Below are 18,589 nucleotides of genomic sequence, written 5' to 3'. Positions count from 1 at the left end.
CCCTTAAAGACGTCCGGAATAAGTCACTCTATATTGCCCTTTTGCATCAGGCTTGCCTAGCCATTTTAGCTGGCTTCTAAAGCTAGATGGGAAGCTCGACTCTGGTTTGAACCATCCATTCACTTGGTAAGAACGATTTGGATTCAACACAATATTAAATTCACTACTGACATCCGAAGAGTTTTGCTTGCTCACAACCGTTAATTTGCTCTCAATACACGTTGTATCCGCAATCACGGTTTTCGGATCAATATTTCCCAATGGAGAAACGATTTTACCACCAGACCAAACAACCTCACCCTCAGCGTGTTTGCACCAAGGTTGACCTTGCTGAAACGATTTAACGGTAATCTCCGCTTGCCCTTGCAGTGAAACAGGCACCGCCATTGGTAATCGATTCAAAATATTAGCAACAGGAAAAGACGCCACCACATTTTCAGCATAAGCGCCTTTTGATACGCTATAACCAACCATTCCCTTACCACGTAAACCGAGCTCACTGCCCCGGCCAAAACGCACCGCAAATTCAGCGTGGCCCTTTAGGATAGCCAGTGGGTCAATTTCCCATTGAACTTGGCCGTAATTAACACGCTGCCAAGATAATGAATCCACTTGTCCTTTCCATGGTGTACCCGATAACCCAGTTAATGCTAAACCGTTTACTTTTGGTGCTTGGTCAATCACCCATTGAATCGGCATATGCAATAACGCACTAAAAGTAAAAAACGTCGAAAATACCGTCGCAATCAATAATTTAAACTTCATGATGCCTCTCGACTTAGCTGCAGACGATTCACTTCAACCATACCTTCCACTTCGGCTTTATCAATATCTAAAAACTGCACATCAATACCCTGTGCGTCTCTTAAATAAGCCAACCAGTTTATCAATGAATTAAATGGCAATGGTTTTACCCACACTTGCATAACGTCACCGCGAGGTTGCATTCTGATCAGTTCAATCTTAAAACGATTGGTACTACTTGGTATTACTTGATTCATCGGTTTAATGCTGGTTTGTGCATTATGAGAAGTACCACCACGTAATGTCGTTATGTTATCGGCTTTCTTTTGTACCCAAACCAATAAATTACGTTCACTGTTAATACGATTTTGAGCCAGTTCCGCTCTTTCATTGAGGGGTTTTATACCTCCCCAATAAATCAAAGCGATCAACAAAGCGATGCTACCACCACCAACCAAAATACGTTCACGTGGTGAAATACTTTGCCACCATGTCATTAATGCTTTCATTATTTTCTCCTAATGACAATGGCACCAAAAACTTCGCCTTGGTTTTTATTAAGTTGTCCTTGCTCGACCACAAATTGAGTGCCCAATTCTGACGTCAATTGCTCAAAATAAGGGAAATCAGCAGCACTGGCTTGAAGACGTAACTCATCACGCTTTCCATCAAATTTTAAACTTTTTAGTTTAACTTGAGGCACCTTTGCTAAATAAGGTTGAAGCTCGGCCATCCAGCCTAAAAGATCGTTCCCTCCCGCTCCACCTTGCAAGCGCATCTCTTCATTTTTAATTTGAGACTTCAGATAACTTGAGGTTGGTATTTTTCGTTTCGCTGGAAAAATCTCACGAAAAATACGTTCACTTTCAGCTCGAAGAGCAACACTGTGTTGTTCTAATTTTTGCACTTCAGAAATATGCTGTCCAACAAACGCAACCATCACTAAACCAAACGCCAGAATCACTTTTTGCCATATCCGCCAGTGTTTGCGCCAAGACGATTGAGGACGATACCTTCCCGTTAATATATTCACTTTGGAATGGATAGCACCTTCAGCTAATAGCTGCATCACCAATTCAGGGGATTCTATATGTACTTTGGCATTATCGATCTCTATTTCACAAGGAGAATAAGCATGGATCACAACAACAGGCGTTGATTCACTTTCCGCTTCATCGACGTCACTCTGGCTTTCTAACTTCTGTGCATTCGCGAAGATGACCATGCCATCTAACAATACAGAAACCCAACTCGATTCAGCTACCGCACCTTGATGCTCCTGATGACGAATCAACCATTGATCATTCAATTGTACGAGCGATAAGCCATCCTCTTGATAAGGCAAAGTGAGTACATCTGGTAACCACTGTTTAGCGTGAATTTCAGCATCCTTTAACTGAGTAATCCAAGTGTCCATTTTTTCATGTTCAACAATAGCAATTTGCGCTGTTTTATTATTTTTCTTTATTATGACGATATGTAAATCATCAACATCCTGAGCCAAATCATCTTCAATAATAAAAGGTAACATGGATGAAAACTGTCGAGCCGCCCCTTCTGGAATCGCGACTTCTCTTAATAAAACATCACTGCTCGGCAATAATACAGAAACAATGCGTTGTTCTGCGTATTGAGTTAACGAGGATAACGTTTCAGAGGAAACTAATTCGCCCGAAGCGATGACTTCTTTTTGTTCTGGTGACCAGACGATCCATTGAATGGGATCTGATGGTTGACTATTCAGCCTTATTATCAGATGTTCGCTCACTCATTCCTCCATATTGGCGACGGATAACGTTCACCACTTTCTTATCACTGCTGTGCAATAAAGAACGCACACGTACGCGTGATTCTTCTACTAATACTTGAGCATCTAACTCAAAAAACTGACTATCTATTGATAAATACGGTTTGGCTTTTGTTTTTATATTCTCATCCACTCGATTGATGGCCGACTCTGATAAAAAATCTTCAACGCTTGCCCAGCCATCAAACGGACGGTTTTCTAATACCTCTTGAGCATCGCTTTCACTTAAATTCGGTGAAAATAACGCCACTAAAATGTTTGCTTGCTCTGGTTGTAATGTATTCACATTCAAATACCAGTTTGCCGTTGGAATAGCACAAGTTAATGGCGATACCGCTTTAAAAACCTCAGCGGTGACACCATTAATCGCTCGTAACTCACTCACATCTGCAATCCATCCATTTGGTGCTAAATAAGGAGGCTTAAAGGATTGATACGTACTGTCTTCAACACCAGAGCTCGAACGAACCACATCATCAGCATCCATGTATTCCCAGCTAGAATCCGCGATCACTTCCGCTAAATAATTTTCTACCTCAACAGATTCCAATAAATTCATCCATACGGTCACTAAAAATGGACGTACAGACGGATCGGCACTTGGTTCTATATTACTTAATGCATTTAAATTAAAACAAGCTTGCTTATCTTTCACTCCACCAAACGCTTCACCGTAATCTAATGGGTACGTTGTTTCTTCTGTCGCCCACATCTGGCTTAAATTAATGGTATCTCCATCTTTGTAGGCTTCTTCAATACCTGCCTTGGCTAGTGCTTCAACCCCAATGGAATACCAATACGCTTGTTGATGATTCAACTGATTTTCAGCACGATGGAACTGAATAAACAAACGCTCTGACATTTGAGCGGCAATCGTCACCATTATCGCTAATAGAAGCAATACAACAATCAACGCAACTCCGCTTTGATTTTTATGAGAACGGTTCATTAATACTCTATTCATTAACCGCCCTTGGACTCATCGTCATTTTTGTTGCTTTCATCCAATTGATAACCTGACGTAAGATAAATTCGATCTACATCCCCATAATCTTCAAACACGATAAGAAGCTTAATAGCAAATGGCAGCTCATTCTTTTTCTGCCATTTCTTTTGCCATGTTTTACCGTCATAAAATTCAAATTTAATCTCTTCGACGCCATCGATTAATGGCGTAACCACTGGCTTTTGACCAACAGGGGTATCAGGATAACGCCACCATAAACGTTCAAGTTTATTTTCAACGACGCGATAACCCACTTTGGTGATCTCACCTCGCGGGAAGGCTTCCTGTGGATTTTTCCAACCTAAACGAACAAACAAAATACCTTGAGATTCTGAATCCAATAAATAGTCATCTGCTGAAATTAACTTTCCATCCGCTTTTTCTCCATTGCTTCTGAATTGACGCGCCACAATTTGACGAAAGTCGTTATCAAGAAAAACCAAACTGCGCTGTAATTCTTTAATTCGTTCACTTTTTTCCAAAGAGAGAGCATTACTGCGCTGTACTTGATTCACCACCTGATACGCCGAAAAACTTAATGTGGCAAATACAGAGATAGCGACCATCACCTCGATCAGCGTAAAACCTCGAGATCGTTTATTAATATGACTACGGCGCAACATACGTTCTTACCGTTAATAGTGGGGATTTTTGGTCTTTGGTTGTTGCTACAGATACGTCCACTGATTTTAAAATATTAGACGTCGTTTTTACTGGGGCAATGGTCCAATACCACGTTTGACCTGCAAGCTCTGTTTTCCCTTTTTTAATCGAAGTTGGTGGTTTATCTAACAACATTAATGCCATTTGATTATCTAGCACCATCGAAGCAAAGGTTTTCTCTTCTAAATAGCTTAAGGTATTGATGTGTTGAGTAACGGATCTCAATACACTTAATGCGGCGGTAGCAAAAATAGCAAGGGCAACTAAGACTTCAAGTAACGTCATGCCTTTGTGCCGAGAGTGCACATAATGACTACTTTTCATCGTCTTCTTCCCCTGGCTTATCCAACGTGATCACACCAGATTCATCCACTTTAATTAACCACGTTTGATTATCAAGGTTTCCACTTACCTTCGCAGGAAAAAGGCGAAATAAAAATGGGGTCACTTCACCACTTGATAACACCATTACTTGCGGCGGTTTCGGTTTTTTATCTTTCTCGACATCCGCGAACATGTCTTCATCAAACAAAGAACCCGGTTCAAATAAGCGATCGTCGTCAGCCCATGCGGAACCGCCTAACTCCATCTCAAATTCGATGTCTTTTTCTATTTTCACTTCAGTAAAAAAGCGACTTTTCTCAAGAGGCTGCCAGCCATCTACCGTTAACGTCATAAAGCGATATTCTTGTCGCTCTTGATTGAAATAGATGCCGTAATCCATCCCGTTGAGTAAAGCATCTTCATTGAGAAGCTGAACTAACTGATAAAAACGTGAGGCCTGCTCTTCAAGATGATCATCTCGACTTTCAGGTAAGCTCATGATGACCGCCATCGAACTTACCGACAGCAGCACCAATACCAACATTATTTCGATTAGGGTAAACCCAACCTCACGTTTTATCTTCATCATTGCTCTTAATTAACGATAAGCTTATGACTTATTAAAAGTCTTGCATGTTCCAGTTACCAATATCTGCATTAGCTCCTTCACCGCCTTCTTGACCATCAGCACCTAAAGAGAAGATATCAATCGTGCCATTATCACCAGGACTCAGGTATTGGTATTCATAACCCCATGGGTCATTTGGCAAACGACGAATATAACCGTCAGCACGATAATTACGAGGCTCTGGACTTGCTGATGGTTTCGATACCAATGCTTCTAAGCCTTGATCTGTCGTTGGGTATACACTGTTATCTAACTTGTACATATCCAATGAGTTTTCTAGTGCTACGATATCTGTGATCGCTTTTTGTTGATCGGCTTTTTCTTTGTTACCCAATAAATTAGGGACAACTAAGCTAGCTAGCACACCAAGAATAACGATAACGACCATCACTTCTAAAAGTGTAAAGCCACCTTGTTTACGTTGAGCGGAATTGACTTGCATGAATGACTCCTGACGTTAAAAATTCAACATAGTAATAAAAAAGAATAAGGATAGTGTCTATTCACTATCCAACTAAATTGTTTAATTCGATTATTGGCATAAGTGTCGCAACAACAATGAAAAGTACAATACCGGCCATAAAGACAATTAATAATGGCTCAAAAATACCTAAAGCCATATTCACTAAAGATTCAAAATCTCGGTCTTGGTTATCCGCAGAACGCGTTAGCATTTGCTCTAACTCTCCACTTTGCTCACCACTGGCTATCATATGTAACATCATTGGGGGGAACAATTTGGTTTGCTCTAAAGAAATACGCAAACTTGCCCCTTCACGTACATTATCTGCAGCTTCAAGCACTTGCTGTTTAAAGTATTTATTACTCATTACGTCTGCCGCAACTTTCATCCCATCTAATAAAGGGATCGCACTGGAAGTACAAATAGACAGAGTACGAGCAAAACGAGAGGTATTTAGACCACGAACCACCTTACCAACCACAGGCAATCGTAAGATCTTTTTATCCCACGCCAAACGTAAATGAGGCTTCGTTAATAGCCATTTGATCCCAAAAATAATCGCAACAATGACAACCACCACAACAACACCCCAGTGAACAACAAAATTACTGGCCGCGATAAGTATCTCTGTGACGGCAGGAAGCCCTTGCCCCATTTGCACAAATTGGTCGACAATTTTAGGCACAACGGTCGCTAATAAGAATGAGATAACAGCCACAGCAATTAACGTTAGCATGATCGGATAAATCATCGCTTGTTGTAATTTACTGCGCATTTTTTGACGATTTTCAGCGTAATCCGCTAAGCGATTTAATACGGTATCTAAGTGGCCCGATTTTTCACCCGCAGCCACCATTGAACAAAATAAATCATCAAACACATGAGGGTATCCACCAAAGCTTTCAGCTAATGGATAACCTTCAATTACTTTTGATCTTACGCCCATCATCATACTGCGAATATGCGGTTTTTCACCTTGCTCAGCAACGGCTTTTAAACACTCCTCTAATGGCATACCCGCCTGAACTAACGTCGCCAGTTGACGAGTAATTAACGACAGGTCATTCACACTGATGCCGCGCTTAAAACTCAACCCTTGAGAAGCGGCTTTTTGCTGTTTTGATTTTGTTTCAATGACTTCAACAGGGATTAACCCTTGCTCTTTTAAACGCTGGCGAACTTGGCGAGCATTATCGCCCTCCATTACGCCTTTTTTCTGTTTGCCATTTTTTTCGAGGGCTTTGTATTCAAAGGCTGCCATTTATCCTTCCCGAGTGACTCGCATCACCTCTTCTAATGTCGTAATGCCTTTTTGTACTTTCAATAAACCATCTTGTTGAATACCGCGAGTATTTTTACGTACTTCTTTTTCGATCTCTTGCTCGCCGGCTTCTTTATGAATCAGTTCCTGAACTTTCTCATTAACAATAAGCAATTCATGAATACCAGTACGCCCACGATACCCTTTACCATTACAATGCTCACAACCATTCGGCTTATAAAGCACTAAGTCATCCGCTGGTAATAAAGAGAATAATTTCTTTTGTCCATCATCCGCTTGATAAGGCGCCTTGCACTCTTTACATAGAGTTCGAACCAAGCGCTGAGCAAGAACGCCAAGCAAAGACGATGAGATAAGAAAAGGCTCAATACCCATATCTCGAAGACGAGTAATCGCACCAACAGCGGTGTTAGTGTGCAATGTAGACATCACTAAGTGACCCGTTAACGACGCTTGAACAGCAATTTCTGCGGTTTCTAAATCTCGAATTTCACCGATCATAACCACATCAGGATCTTGACGAAGAATCGCACGTAAACCACGAGCAAACGTCATATCAACCTTTGGGTTTACTTGCGTCTGACCAATGCCATCAATATCAAATTCAATCGGGTCTTCAACCGTTAATATGTTTGATTGAGTGCTGTCTAATTCACCTAACCCTGCATATAACGTCGTCGATTTACCAGATCCGGTTGGACCCGTCACAAGAATAATGCCATGAGGTCGTTTAATGATATGTTGGAATTTTTGATGATTATCCGCAGTCATACCTAAGCTGTGTAAATCAAGGCGAGTGGCATTCTTATCCAATAAACGCATTACCACACGCTCACCATGAGACGATGGCATGGTAGACACACGCACATCGACGGCTCGGCCACCGATACGCAATGAAATACGACCATCTTGAGGGATACGTTTTTCGGCGATATCCAACTTGGACATCACTTTCACACGAGAGACTAATAACGGCGCTAATTTACGGCTAGGACTAATGACATCACGCAAAATACCATCGACACGAAAACGAATCGACAATACTTTTTCGAACGTTTCAATGTGAATATCCGACGCCCCTTCTTTGATTGCTTCACCTAACATGGCGTTAATCAATTTAATAATGGGCGCATCATCTTCTGATTCTAATAAATCGTCATTGTCTGGCAGTTCTTCAGCCAACGAAAAGAAATCATCATTATCAGCCCCAATGTCTTCCATCAATTGCTGTGCTTCTGATGAATTACGTTGGTATACCTGAGTCACTTTCGTGTCGAACTCTTCTTTTTCTAATTGGCTTAATGAAAATTCTGATTTACATACACGTCGAATTTCACACAACACCATCGGTGACGGTGTTGTTACATAAAACAACACCCAACCTTCAGGTCTGAGTTCAATAACCACTGAGTGCCTTTTCGCAAATGAAAAAGGCAAACGCAGTACCGCGACAGAATGAGGAAACAGCATGTCCGCCATTATTTTTCCTTACCCTTATGTTCATCATCAAACTGTTCAAAGAACGCTTGAATTTCAGCGGGGTGTTTTATGCCCTCATCAAATGTTGGTAACACCGGAATATTCGTATCATCCATTAACTTCAAGCCTTTCTGTGCATTGTATAGTTGCTCTGCACGAATATAATTGTATTTACGCTGAGTAATACCATCCGATGTCATGCCATCACGAATAATGGTTGGTTTAATGAATATCATTAAATTTTTCTTTTCAACTTGAGTGCTGGTTGATTTGAATAAATAGCCTAAAATCGGAATATCACCAAGGAATGGCACTTTTGATTCACTTTCCATCGCTCGTTCATCAATCAAACCACCCAGTACTAACATTTTGCCATCTTCTACCATGACCGACGTACTTAACTGGCGCTTAGCAAAGCGAACATCAACCGCCCCATTCGCACCCAATACATTAGACACTTCTTGTTCAATATCCAAACGAACCGAGTTCCCTTCATTGATTTGAGGGACCACTTTTAGCTTAATACCGACTTCTTTACGTTCAACGGTTTGGAATGGGTTCTCGTTATTTGAACCAGAAGTAGACCCTGTTAATACAGGAACTTCTTCACCGACAATAAATGACGCTTCACCATTATCCATGACCGTAATACTTGGTGATGACAGAATATTTGAATTCGAATCAGTCGATACCGCCGTTATCAACGCAGTCCAATCCCCCATCATAATACTAACCGCCGCACCTTGAACGCCACCAAGCGCAGAAGCAAGTGCCGTATAATCACCCTCTTCTGTTGTGGTTTCATTTCTTAAAAACTTACCATCGCTATCATAAACAGCAGTTGTCGTGGTGCTGTCTTTAGCTTCTTCTAAGCCCACCATGGTGCCGCCAATTGAGGCTCCCGTATTACTGTATTGAATCATTGCGCCGGTTTCTAAATTACCCCATTGCACACCAAGATTAACGCCATCACCTTCCGCCATTTCGACTATCAGCGCTTCAATTAATACTTGAGCACGACGGATATCTAATTGAGCAATCACATCTTTCACTGCACGCATAATATCTGGCGGTGCAGTGATAACGATCGCATTAGTATCCGCATGAGCTGAAATCATGACATTACCACGATTACTTGAACCCGATTGCTTGCCACTTCCTTTACCGGCTTCTAGATTGTCAGAAACCCCTTTAAGCACATCAACTAAATCTTCTGCTTTGGCATAGCGTAAGTAAACCACTTGGTTATTGCCTTTCGTTGCCATTTCTACATCAAGTTGCTTAATTAATTTTTTCAATCGTTGGCGAACTTTAGGATCCCCAGAAATTAATACTGAGTTAGTTCGCTCATCGGCAACCAATTTTGGTTGTAAGAAAGCCGGAGTGTTTTTTGCTTCCGTTGTTTTATTCAAAGCATCAACAATACGAACCATCTCGGCCGCCGATGCATTTTTAAGCTCAACCACTTCAACTTCTTTATCACCCGCCTGATCGACTCGTTCAATAATCTCAGCAAGGCGATTAACCACCGCCGCACGACCTGTGATCATAATAATGTTCGCCGGATCGTAATGAACCACATTACCCGCGCCCGCATTATCATTCAGCTGACGTAATAAAGGTGAAAGCTCTCGTACAGAGACATTACGAACCGCAATAACACGAGTAATTACCGCATCACCCGTTATGTTATCTTTTGCTCCCAGAACAGGAACTGCCGACGTTTTCGCATCTTTATCTTTAATGACTTTTAAAATACCAGAATCCATTTCAACGACCGCGTAGCCATAGACTTCAAGGACACTTAAAAAGAATTGATAATATTGTTCTTCATTCAATAAATCGTAGCTACGAACATCCACTTTTCCGCGTACTGAAGGGTCAACAATAATGGTTTTTTCCAAATTTCGACCAACAATGTTGATGAACTCTTGAATATCCGTCCCTTTAAAACTGGCACTAAAGTCATTGGCGATAGCTGATGTCCACACCATGCTACTCGCCAGTAATAAGGCTCCCTTGCCCATCCACTTTTTCACAACATACCCTTAATTCATTAATTACCAGTTTTTATAGACCGATAAAGATGTCATGTAACTGTCCATCACGCTGAACCGTTAAATTTAATTCCGTCATTTCTGACATGTTTTTCCACAATGAACTCATTGCCGCGGGATCCGTTAAATCAATCCCATTTAAACTGGTTGCAATGTCTCCAGGCTTTAAACCAACAGAATCAAACAGTTTTCTGTCTTTACCTGGATTCACTCGATACCCTTCAATTTTTCCATCATTACTCACTTGAGAAAGACGAATGTACTTCAGCACTGATTGTGGGTTTTGAGCCATTTCCTTACGAATTTGTTCTAATTCATCTTGATTTGAATTTTGACGGTTATTCCCGATCACAGTGCCTGAGCTACCGGTGTGATTTTTTTCTGTCGAGATTTTGGTGTACTCAAGTCCTTCAAGCATTAGCGTTTCATCACGACCATTATTTGAAATAATGATACGATCAGGGCTAATCGCCTTTACCGTTGCTCGTGTACCATCAATGGTTTCTTCAATTCCATAGGTATTTTGCTGTCCGCGATTAGCAATAACAGCAAGACTAAATTTAGGGTTACTGCTCGCCACAATGCCTGCTAGCGTCAAATTTAACTGCGTTTTAGGCGCATCTTTGACTTCAGTAATCTTAGGTTGTTCTGACTTTTTAGCTTCTTCGCTATAACGCCCAAAGACTTGGCTATTAAGCAATTCAGATAATGAGTCTGTCGATGTTTTCGGCTTTGAAGAATGCGCTGCAACCGTTGAAGGAGACCATTTTGAAACCGACGTCTGCGGTGACAACATTGCCCAAAATAATGATCCACAAATCCATGCAAACCAGGCAACTAAGATAACCGTTAATCCTTTTGAAATAGTCGATTGATAGATTAACCAATATTGAGGGAATTTATCGATTTTCATATTTGTTACCATCTGCTTTTGATTATCCTTTTCTTAAATGATCTTCTTTAATTATTTGATGCATTTTATAATTATAAAATAAAGAGCCACAATTACTGTAGGCATTACCTTTTTATTAAGATACTTAAAGCCATATCACGTAAATATAAGGAATACTTTTCATATTAGAGCATCATTTCTCATTAATGACTCTAATTGGTTATGAATTTTGATTAATTCGTGCCAAAAGATTGAAAAATAATTTACAGCCACCATCTTAGTTAGCTGAGATAAGACATAGGTATCCATCATGAGTTCAAAATCCAACACTATTGAAGGTGTAAGACTTGATAAATGGCTCTGGGCAGCTCGTTTTTACAAAACACGCTCAGTGGCACGCAATATGGTTGATGGCGGTAAAGTTCATTATAATGGCCAGCGTGCAAAACCAAGTAAAATTATCGATCTTGGTGCGGAAGTAAAGCTTCGCCAAGGGAATAATGAAGAGATCACCGTGATCGTCGAGATCATCTCCGATCAACGCCGTGGTGCTCCCGTTGCACAAACTCTTTACAAAGAAACACAAAGCAGTATTGAGCGTCGTGAAGAAAATGCGAAATTACGCAAATTAAACTCCCTTGGGAGCCCGCATCCTGATAAACGTCCAGATAAAAAACAACGACGTGATATCATGAAGTTTAAGCAACAATAACTGACTTTCTTCTTTATTTACCTTTTCTCAAGGTTATAGCGGCTATAATAGCGATAACTGTAACCTCTAATACAATTGCTGGAGTATTTCATGGCAAATAACACATTGCATCGTTACCTGTTTGAAGATTTATCCGTTCGTGGTGAATTAGTTCAATTAGATGATGCTTACCAACAAATTATTTCTAGCAAGGAATACCCAAAGCCAGTACAAAACTTATTGGGTGAGCTATTAGTTGCAACCACATTATTAACCGCCACGTTGAAATTTGAAGGATCGATTACGCTTCAACTTCAAGGTAATGGCCCTGTCTCTCTTGTGGTTATTAACGGTGATAACGATCAAAAAGTTCGTGGCGTTGCTCGCTTTGAAGGCGAAATTGCTGACGACGCGACATTACACCAACTAATGGGTAAAGGTTATTTAGTTATTACTATCTCACCTAAAGACGGCGAACGTTACCAAGGTGTCGTTGCTCTTGAAGGGAAAGATTTAGCCGAATGTTTTGAAGGATACTTTGAGCGTTCTGAACAATTAAAAACTCGTTTATGGTTACGTCTTGGGGAATTTGAAGGCAAACCACACGCTGCGGGTATGCTACTTCAAGTCATGCCTGATGGGACTGGCTCTTCGGATGATTTTGAGCATTTAGAGCAACTAACGGATACCGTTAAAAACGAAGAACTCTTCAGCTTAGAAGCGGAAGATGTACTTTACCGTTTGTATAACCAAGATAAAGTTCAGTTGTTTGAACCTCAAAACGTTGAATTTTTCTGTGGGTGCTCTCGTGAACGCAGTGGCGGCGCCATCATTACGATTGAACGTTCAGAAGTGGATGACATTATTGCAACTGAAGGCAAAGTGTCTCTTCATTGTGATTACTGTGGTACCAGTTACGACTTTGACAGCATTGATGTTGCTCATCTTTTTGAAGAAGCCACGAAAGGTAATGACACGGTTCATTAATTCTTCATACAGAATAAGTTCTTTATTTTGTTTTAAAGCCAGCCATTAGGTTGGCTTTTTTTATGGTTTTTTTTGATGCAAAGCACATTTTTGATCCCACTTATCCACACTTAATTTTGATTAAATAATAATCAATTGCATCTAGCGCAATCGATTTCATTAAGAGTAGAATAGACATATTGCTATTTTGTGATGGTGATTAAATAACCCGTACCACTTTGTGGTTATTTCATGATATGACTCCCTGTTTTCAATTTACCGCGTTGGTAGCATGGGTAGCAGTAAACAATATTAAAATAATTAGAATATTAAAATCCCTACAAAATTCCTTTAAGGAGCACCTATGACTGTAATGGAACACAAAAAGGCTGCACAACTTGATCTTTCTCAACACGGCTTAAGCAACGTGACGGAAGTTCTTCGTAACCCTAGCTATGACGTACTTTTTGAAGAAGAAACGCGTCCTGACTTAGAAGGTTATGAACGTGGTGTAATGACAGAACTTGGCTCTGTTGCGGTAGATACTGGTATTTTTACCGGTCGTTCGCCAAAAGATAAATACATCGTAAAAGATGAAACAACCAAAGATACCTTGTGGTGGTCTGATCAAGGTAAAAATGACAACAAAGCCATTACCCCTGCAGTCTGGGATGATTTAAAAGCCCTTGTTACAGAACAACTATCAGGCAAACGTTTGTTTGTTATTGATGGCTTCTGTGGTGCAAACCCTGATACTCGCCTTAGTGTTCGAGTTATCACGGAAGTCGCATGGCAGGCTCACTTTGTGAAAAATATGTTTATTCGCCCAACGGACGAAGAATTAGAAAGTTTTGAACCTGATTTTGTCGTCATGAATGGCGCAAAAGCAACCAATCCAAATTACGAAGCACAAGGGTTAAACTCTGAAAACTTTGTTGCCTTCAACTTAACAGAGCGTGTTCAAATCATCGGTGGTACTTGGTACGGCGGTGAGATGAAAAAAGGCATGTTCGCAATGATGAATTACTTACTTCCGTTAAAAGGCATTGCGTCTATGCACTGTTCAGCTAACGTAGGTAAAGAAGGCGATGTTGCTGTATTCTTCGGCTTATCAGGTACAGGTAAAACAACCCTATCAACGGATCCAAAACGTCAGTTAATTGGGGATGATGAACACGGTTGGGATGATGATGGTATCTTTAACTTTGAAGGTGGCTGTTACGCGAAAACCATTCGTTTATCTAAAGAAGCTGAACCGGATATTTTTAATGCCATTCGTCGTGATGCACTATTAGAAAACGTAACCGTTCGCAATGATGGTTCGATTGATTTTGATGACGGTTCTAAAACAGAAAACACCCGTGTTTCTTACCCTATCTATCACATTGATAATATCGTTAAACCGATTTCAAAAGCAGGTCATGCAAACAAGGTTATTTTCTTAACCGCTGATGCATTTGGTGTTCTACCTCCTGTTGCTAAATTAACGCCAGAACAAACGAAATATCATTTCTTATCCGGTTTTACCGCTAAATTAGCCGGTACTGAACGTGGCATTACAGAACCAACACCAACATTCTCTGCTGCTTTTGGTGCTGCGTTCTTAACACTACACCCAACACAATACGCAGAAGTATTGGTGAAACGTATGGAAGCGGCTGGTGCAGAAGCTTACATCGTAAACACAGGTTGGAACGGTACAGGCAAACGTATCTCAATTCAAGATACGCGTGGTATCATCGATGCAATTTTAGATGGTTCTATTGATAATGTAGAAACGAAAAACATTCCAGTCTTTAACCTTGAAGTACCGACATCACTACCAGGTGTTGATACCTCAATTCTTGACCCTCGTGATACATATACAGACCCACTACAATGGGACAGTAAAGCGGAAGATTTAGCACAACGCTTCATCAAAAACTTTGCTCAATACACAGATAATGACGAAGGGAAAGCGCTTGTAAAAGCAGGTCCTCAGCTGGATTAATCCGCCTTACATGTAAATCGTTTTTATTTAAGCCCTTCATTCGAAGGGCTTTTTTTACCCATAAATAGGCCAATAACAATAAAGCTTGATTCTATTTTCCTCGAAATCGTGATTACTCTTGAGTAAACAACGACAATAACTTGATTGAACCTGTTTTTTACTCCACTCTTTCTGTTCATCTATTTTTCTTATTGGAGTTAATCAATGTACACCACGTTGAAAAGCCTCGGTTGGCTGCTCACTCTTTGTTTATTACTTGTGGCGGCATTCTTATCTCTTTTACATACGCCTTACGCACAGCCATTATTGAATCCAGTCGTTGAAAAGTTGACTCATCAAACGCTCTCCTTTGGTGGGATCTCCTATTCTATTCACGATCCTCTGCACCTCACCATCTCTGATGTCGTGATTCATTCAGAGCCAGAGCTACCCATTCAACAAATTGATTTATGGCTTTCTAAGCATCCAATTCAAAATAATAAACTCGCTTTTGATAGTGTGAAAATTGATGGCATTAGCCTACAAAACGGACTGCCTAATACTAAAAAACTCAATTGGTTTTCAATCTCTCAGCTCAGTATTTCTAATTTAGATTTTGCAGAGGATGGATTGGTCGTACGTGAAGCACAAATCCAATTAAGTAACTATGATGTGCATAATGAAAAAGGACTGCCTTTTAAAGGGGAGTTTCAATTATCTACTCAACAACTTTACTGGCAAGGTGAAGCCCTAGATGACGTCTTAATTGATGGTTATTACACTGAAAACTATACGGCATTACAGGGGATTTCATTAACTTGGCGCAATAGCACCATTACAGCTCAAGCCGAATTAAAAGAAAATAAGTTATGGGTTATTCCTCAATTTACACTGCGTAAATTTAATTTAGAATCGGATAATGCCGACATTATTGGAAAGCCTCTACAATGGCTTTCAGAACAAGGTTTCACGTATCAATTCGAACGAATCGATCTACTCGATGTGAATATTGAATTACCTCAATTCTCTGTCAATGATCTCAGTCTTTCTGCTGAAAACATTCTTCTTCCTTATAAGATTTGGCAGCAAAATGACGCGAATATTTCCTTTAGTGCCGATAGCTTGGTATGGAAAGACACCATTATTAATAAGCCAATCATAGAGTTAACGCTAACAAATAAAAAAGCGACTATTTCCAATCTTTCACTGGATGTTTTTAATGGCAACATTCAACTTTCAGGACTGCTTTCTCCTACCACGATCAATTTATCGTCTCTCACTTTAAACCAAATAAAATGGTTAATCAGTCCTCAAGAACTCGATTCAATCAGCAACTATCTCACTCAATTAGAACAAGTGAAAATCGCCAACTTAGACATTAATAATTCTCAGATTATTCAACTTGAAACGGCTCATCCATTCCAGTTGTCTGGTTTAAACGTAGAAGGTCATGATCTGGATTTACTTCGTTATTATCAATGGGCTTTATGGGACGGGAAATTATCAATAAGTGCTTCAAATGCCAGCTTAAATTATTTGCTCACTCAACAACTATTGATCGAAACAAACACGAATAATGGACTGTGGACAATAGAGCGCGCTCTATTCCCATTAACAGAAGGGTTAATTGGACTAAATGGCAGTATTAACCTCAAACAAGACAGTCAGCCATGGCAACTTGAGGCTTATGGTGATGGTATCCCTCTCTCGGATTTAGCGAAATGGCTTCCCAACCCAATACCTTTAGAAGGAATGGCTGAATTTACTTTTTCAGGTAATGGATTAGCGGTAAATAAAGACAGTTTTAATTACAGCTTTGATGGCGATTTAAACGTTATTCCAAGAGAAACGACAACAACAGAAACGGCCAAAGATTTGTGGCAACTAAAACTCGGGCTCATTCCAGACGAAAGCCAATCAGAAAAAGACGTTAGTGCTCAAACACAACGCAAGAAAGAACATACAATGGATAAAAAAACCATCTACCCAATCAATATTGAGCCAATTCATATTTCGGCAAACAGGGGCCGAATTTCAATTAATCCAATAATGATTACCGGTGACGGATTTAATTATAATGTAGAAGGGGAGTATGATTTAGTGAACCCAGAAAAGGCAGAAACGGTCATCTCACTAACACAAGAATGCCATCAAATAGTACAGCGACTCTTTTCTGATAAAGTCGATTTAATCAATTATTGTCAGTGATAATGCGGTAGGCCATCAATATTAAGCTCTATTCCTTTCAAGAAATAGAGCTTTTTGATCATTTAGAAAGGATGTCTTGATACCATTTTTCAGCTTCTTCGTAAGTTTTTTCAACCGTTTTTGCAGAGAAACCCAAAGAGCGACTGACTTGATCAATATGAGTCCAATCTCCTTTATCTACATTTTCATACAGCTTTAACATAGAACCAAGCAGACCTGATTGTGTTAATAATGCTTGCTCAATATCTTCAGATAAAGACAATTGAACCAGTAATTCATCAAAATTACGATCCAACAACGCGTCTAATAACGAAAACAATCCCACAATAAACGCCTGTTGTCCCGGCGTCCCATTCTGGCACTTACAAATCATTAATTCACAAAAACGCCCTTTAATCAGCGATTGTTTATACAATTCTTTGGGCTTATTGATCGCCGCGTGGGCTGTCGCGACTAAAGTGACAAACATTTTGATTTGTTCTTCACCCAAATACACTAACGCTTGTTTAAAAGACGAAATCGGTTTTTCTAAACGAACGGCTGACGTATTGACGAATTTTAATAACTGATAAGACAACGACACATCTTGAGCAATAAGCTGCTCAATACGATTGAAATTAACGTCATCACGACACACTTCTTGAAACAATTGCATCGTTAATACTTCTTCAGGTTTAACCACTCGATTTTTTATGATTTCAGGTTTACTAAAGAAATACCCTTGATAGAAATAAAAACCGGCATCAAATGCTTGCTGAAACTCTTCGTTTGTTTCAACACGCTCCGCTAAATAATGACGTTTACAGCCTTCTCGTTTCTTTTTCTTCACATAGTCACAAGCAACATTGATACCTAATTGCATGATGTCTAATTTCACGATATGTGCATAAGGTAAAAAACGATCCCACACCGCATCTAAACTAAAATCATCTAATGCAATGATATAGCCCATGCGGTGTAAATGTTTAATCGCACTGAATAATTCATCATTAGGAATGCACGTCTCTAGTACTTCTACTACAATTTTTCGTTTCGGAAATGACGTAGGTATAAGAGAAATCAATGATTCTTGCGGGAAATTGATAAAACTACGAGGAGATTCTAAAGCAGGATTACAGCCGACCGACATAAAGTTCTCGACCAACAATCGGCAAGTCGCTTGATTCGCTTCTATATCATCAGGAAAAGCGTTGCTTTCACCATCACGAAAAAGGAGTTCATACCCTATCGTTTGTTTTTTTCGATTAAGTATCGGTTGTCGAGCAACGTATGCATACATAATTTGAAAGCGGTATCCTGTGAGAAACAAAATAAGATTAAGTATTTATAACGGCAGAATACCAAAAAACTTGATAAAAACCTAAAAGAAACCTAGTCCTATTGGAAACGTCACATCATAGTATAATGTGT

The 18,589-nt window shown here is 40.0% G+C and carries 17 protein-coding genes; 4 read left to right on the top strand and 13 right to left on the bottom strand.

Going from position 1 to position 18,589, the window contains the following annotated elements:
- Window positions 1-3: 3 nt before the first annotated feature.
- The 12 genes from A6E04_RS17230 to gspC all read right to left on the bottom strand — a co-directional run bounded on the left by A6E04_RS17230 (window position 4) and on the right by gspC (window position 11,366).
- Entirely contained in the window at window positions 4-765 is a 762-nt protein-coding gene (locus A6E04_RS17230) for a type II secretion system protein N (protein ID WP_012551331.1), read from the bottom strand.
- On the bottom strand, window positions 762-1,253 hold the full coding sequence (locus A6E04_RS17225) for a type II secretion system protein M (protein WP_065611966.1): 492 nt from the start codon (window positions 1,251-1,253) through the stop codon (window positions 762-764). Before A6E04_RS17225 ends, A6E04_RS17230 begins: the two co-directional genes overlap by 4 nt.
- A complete protein-coding gene (gspL, locus tag A6E04_RS17220) occupies window positions 1,253-2,512 on the bottom strand; it encodes a type II secretion system protein GspL (protein ID WP_139078859.1) in 1,260 nt (419 codons plus the stop codon). Before gspL ends, A6E04_RS17225 begins: the two co-directional genes overlap by 1 nt.
- On the bottom strand, window positions 2,481-3,500 hold the full coding sequence (gene gspK / locus A6E04_RS17215; protein WP_083199071.1) for a type II secretion system minor pseudopilin GspK: 1,020 nt from the start codon (window positions 3,498-3,500) through the stop codon (window positions 2,481-2,483). The genes gspL and gspK overlap by 32 nt, the downstream gene beginning before the upstream one ends.
- 14 nt (window positions 3,501-3,514) lie before the next feature.
- Complete coding sequence (gene gspJ, locus A6E04_RS17210; RefSeq protein ID WP_065611964.1) at window positions 3,515-4,180, bottom strand: type II secretion system minor pseudopilin GspJ; 666 nt, start codon at window positions 4,178-4,180, stop codon at window positions 3,515-3,517.
- Window positions 4,167-4,544, bottom strand: coding sequence for a type II secretion system minor pseudopilin GspI (gene gspI / locus A6E04_RS17205; RefSeq protein WP_012551336.1), 378 nt, complete (start codon window positions 4,542-4,544; stop codon window positions 4,167-4,169). The genes gspJ and gspI overlap by 14 nt, the downstream gene beginning before the upstream one ends.
- Window positions 4,534-5,130 carry a type II secretion system minor pseudopilin GspH gene (gene gspH, locus A6E04_RS17200; RefSeq protein WP_065611963.1) on the bottom strand — a complete coding sequence of 199 codons (597 nt, stop codon included), beginning with the start codon at window positions 5,128-5,130 and terminating at the stop codon, window positions 4,534-4,536. Before gspH ends, gspI begins: the two co-directional genes overlap by 11 nt.
- A gap of 34 nt (window positions 5,131-5,164) precedes the next feature.
- The gene (gspG, locus tag A6E04_RS17195) at window positions 5,165-5,614 is read right to left on the bottom strand and encodes a type II secretion system major pseudopilin GspG (RefSeq protein WP_012551338.1); all 450 of its coding nucleotides are present in this window, start codon (window positions 5,612-5,614) and stop codon (window positions 5,165-5,167) included.
- A gap of 64 nt (window positions 5,615-5,678) precedes the next feature.
- Window positions 5,679-6,896, bottom strand: a complete 1,218-nt coding sequence (gene gspF, locus A6E04_RS17190; protein WP_017020948.1) for a type II secretion system inner membrane protein GspF — start codon at window positions 6,894-6,896, stop codon at window positions 5,679-5,681.
- On the bottom strand, window positions 6,897-8,396 hold the full coding sequence (gene gspE, locus A6E04_RS17185; RefSeq protein ID WP_065611962.1) for a type II secretion system ATPase GspE: 1,500 nt from the start codon (window positions 8,394-8,396) through the stop codon (window positions 6,897-6,899).
- Window positions 8,396-10,435, bottom strand: coding sequence for a type II secretion system secretin GspD (gene gspD, locus A6E04_RS17180; RefSeq protein ID WP_017020946.1), 2,040 nt, complete (start codon window positions 10,433-10,435; stop codon window positions 8,396-8,398). The genes gspE and gspD overlap by 1 nt, the downstream gene beginning before the upstream one ends.
- 31 nt (window positions 10,436-10,466) lie before the next feature.
- Entirely contained in the window at window positions 10,467-11,366 is a 900-nt protein-coding gene (gspC, locus tag A6E04_RS17175) for a type II secretion system protein GspC (protein WP_231850859.1), read from the bottom strand.
- A 289-nt stretch (window positions 11,367-11,655) separates the two neighbouring features.
- On the opposite strand from gspC, the gene hslR reads away from it, so the two are divergent.
- The 4 genes from hslR to A6E04_RS17155 all read left to right on the top strand — a co-directional run bounded on the left by hslR (window position 11,656) and on the right by A6E04_RS17155 (window position 17,179).
- Window positions 11,656-12,057: a ribosome-associated heat shock protein Hsp15 gene (gene hslR / locus A6E04_RS17170; RefSeq protein ID WP_012551343.1), complete on the top strand. Its 402-nt coding sequence runs from the start codon at window positions 11,656-11,658 to the stop codon at window positions 12,055-12,057.
- A gap of 90 nt (window positions 12,058-12,147) precedes the next feature.
- Window positions 12,148-13,023, top strand: a complete 876-nt coding sequence (gene hslO / locus A6E04_RS17165; RefSeq protein ID WP_012551344.1) for an Hsp33 family molecular chaperone HslO — start codon at window positions 12,148-12,150, stop codon at window positions 13,021-13,023.
- 343 nt (window positions 13,024-13,366) lie between these two features.
- The gene (gene pckA, locus A6E04_RS17160; RefSeq protein ID WP_012551345.1) at window positions 13,367-14,992 is read left to right on the top strand and encodes a phosphoenolpyruvate carboxykinase (ATP); all 1,626 of its coding nucleotides are present in this window, start codon (window positions 13,367-13,369) and stop codon (window positions 14,990-14,992) included.
- Window positions 14,993-15,196: 204 nt separating this feature from the next.
- Window positions 15,197-17,179 (top strand): AsmA family protein, encoded by a 1,983-nt coding sequence (locus A6E04_RS17155; RefSeq protein WP_065611961.1) that lies wholly within the window; start codon window positions 15,197-15,199, stop codon window positions 17,177-17,179.
- A gap of 58 nt (window positions 17,180-17,237) precedes the next feature.
- Here the strand turns inward: A6E04_RS17155 and A6E04_RS17150 are convergent, their stop codons facing one another.
- A complete protein-coding gene (locus tag A6E04_RS17150; RefSeq protein WP_017020943.1) occupies window positions 17,238-18,458 on the bottom strand; it encodes an EAL and HDOD domain-containing protein in 1,221 nt (406 codons plus the stop codon).
- Window positions 18,459-18,589 lie beyond the last annotated feature (131 nt).

Source organism: Aliivibrio logei, from assembly GCF_001691055.1.
GTDB classification, from domain to species: domain Bacteria; phylum Pseudomonadota; class Gammaproteobacteria; order Enterobacterales; family Vibrionaceae; genus Aliivibrio; species Aliivibrio salmonicida.
Note: the sequence above shows the minus strand (reverse complement) of the source record. Positions and strands in the feature narration are given on the sequence as shown.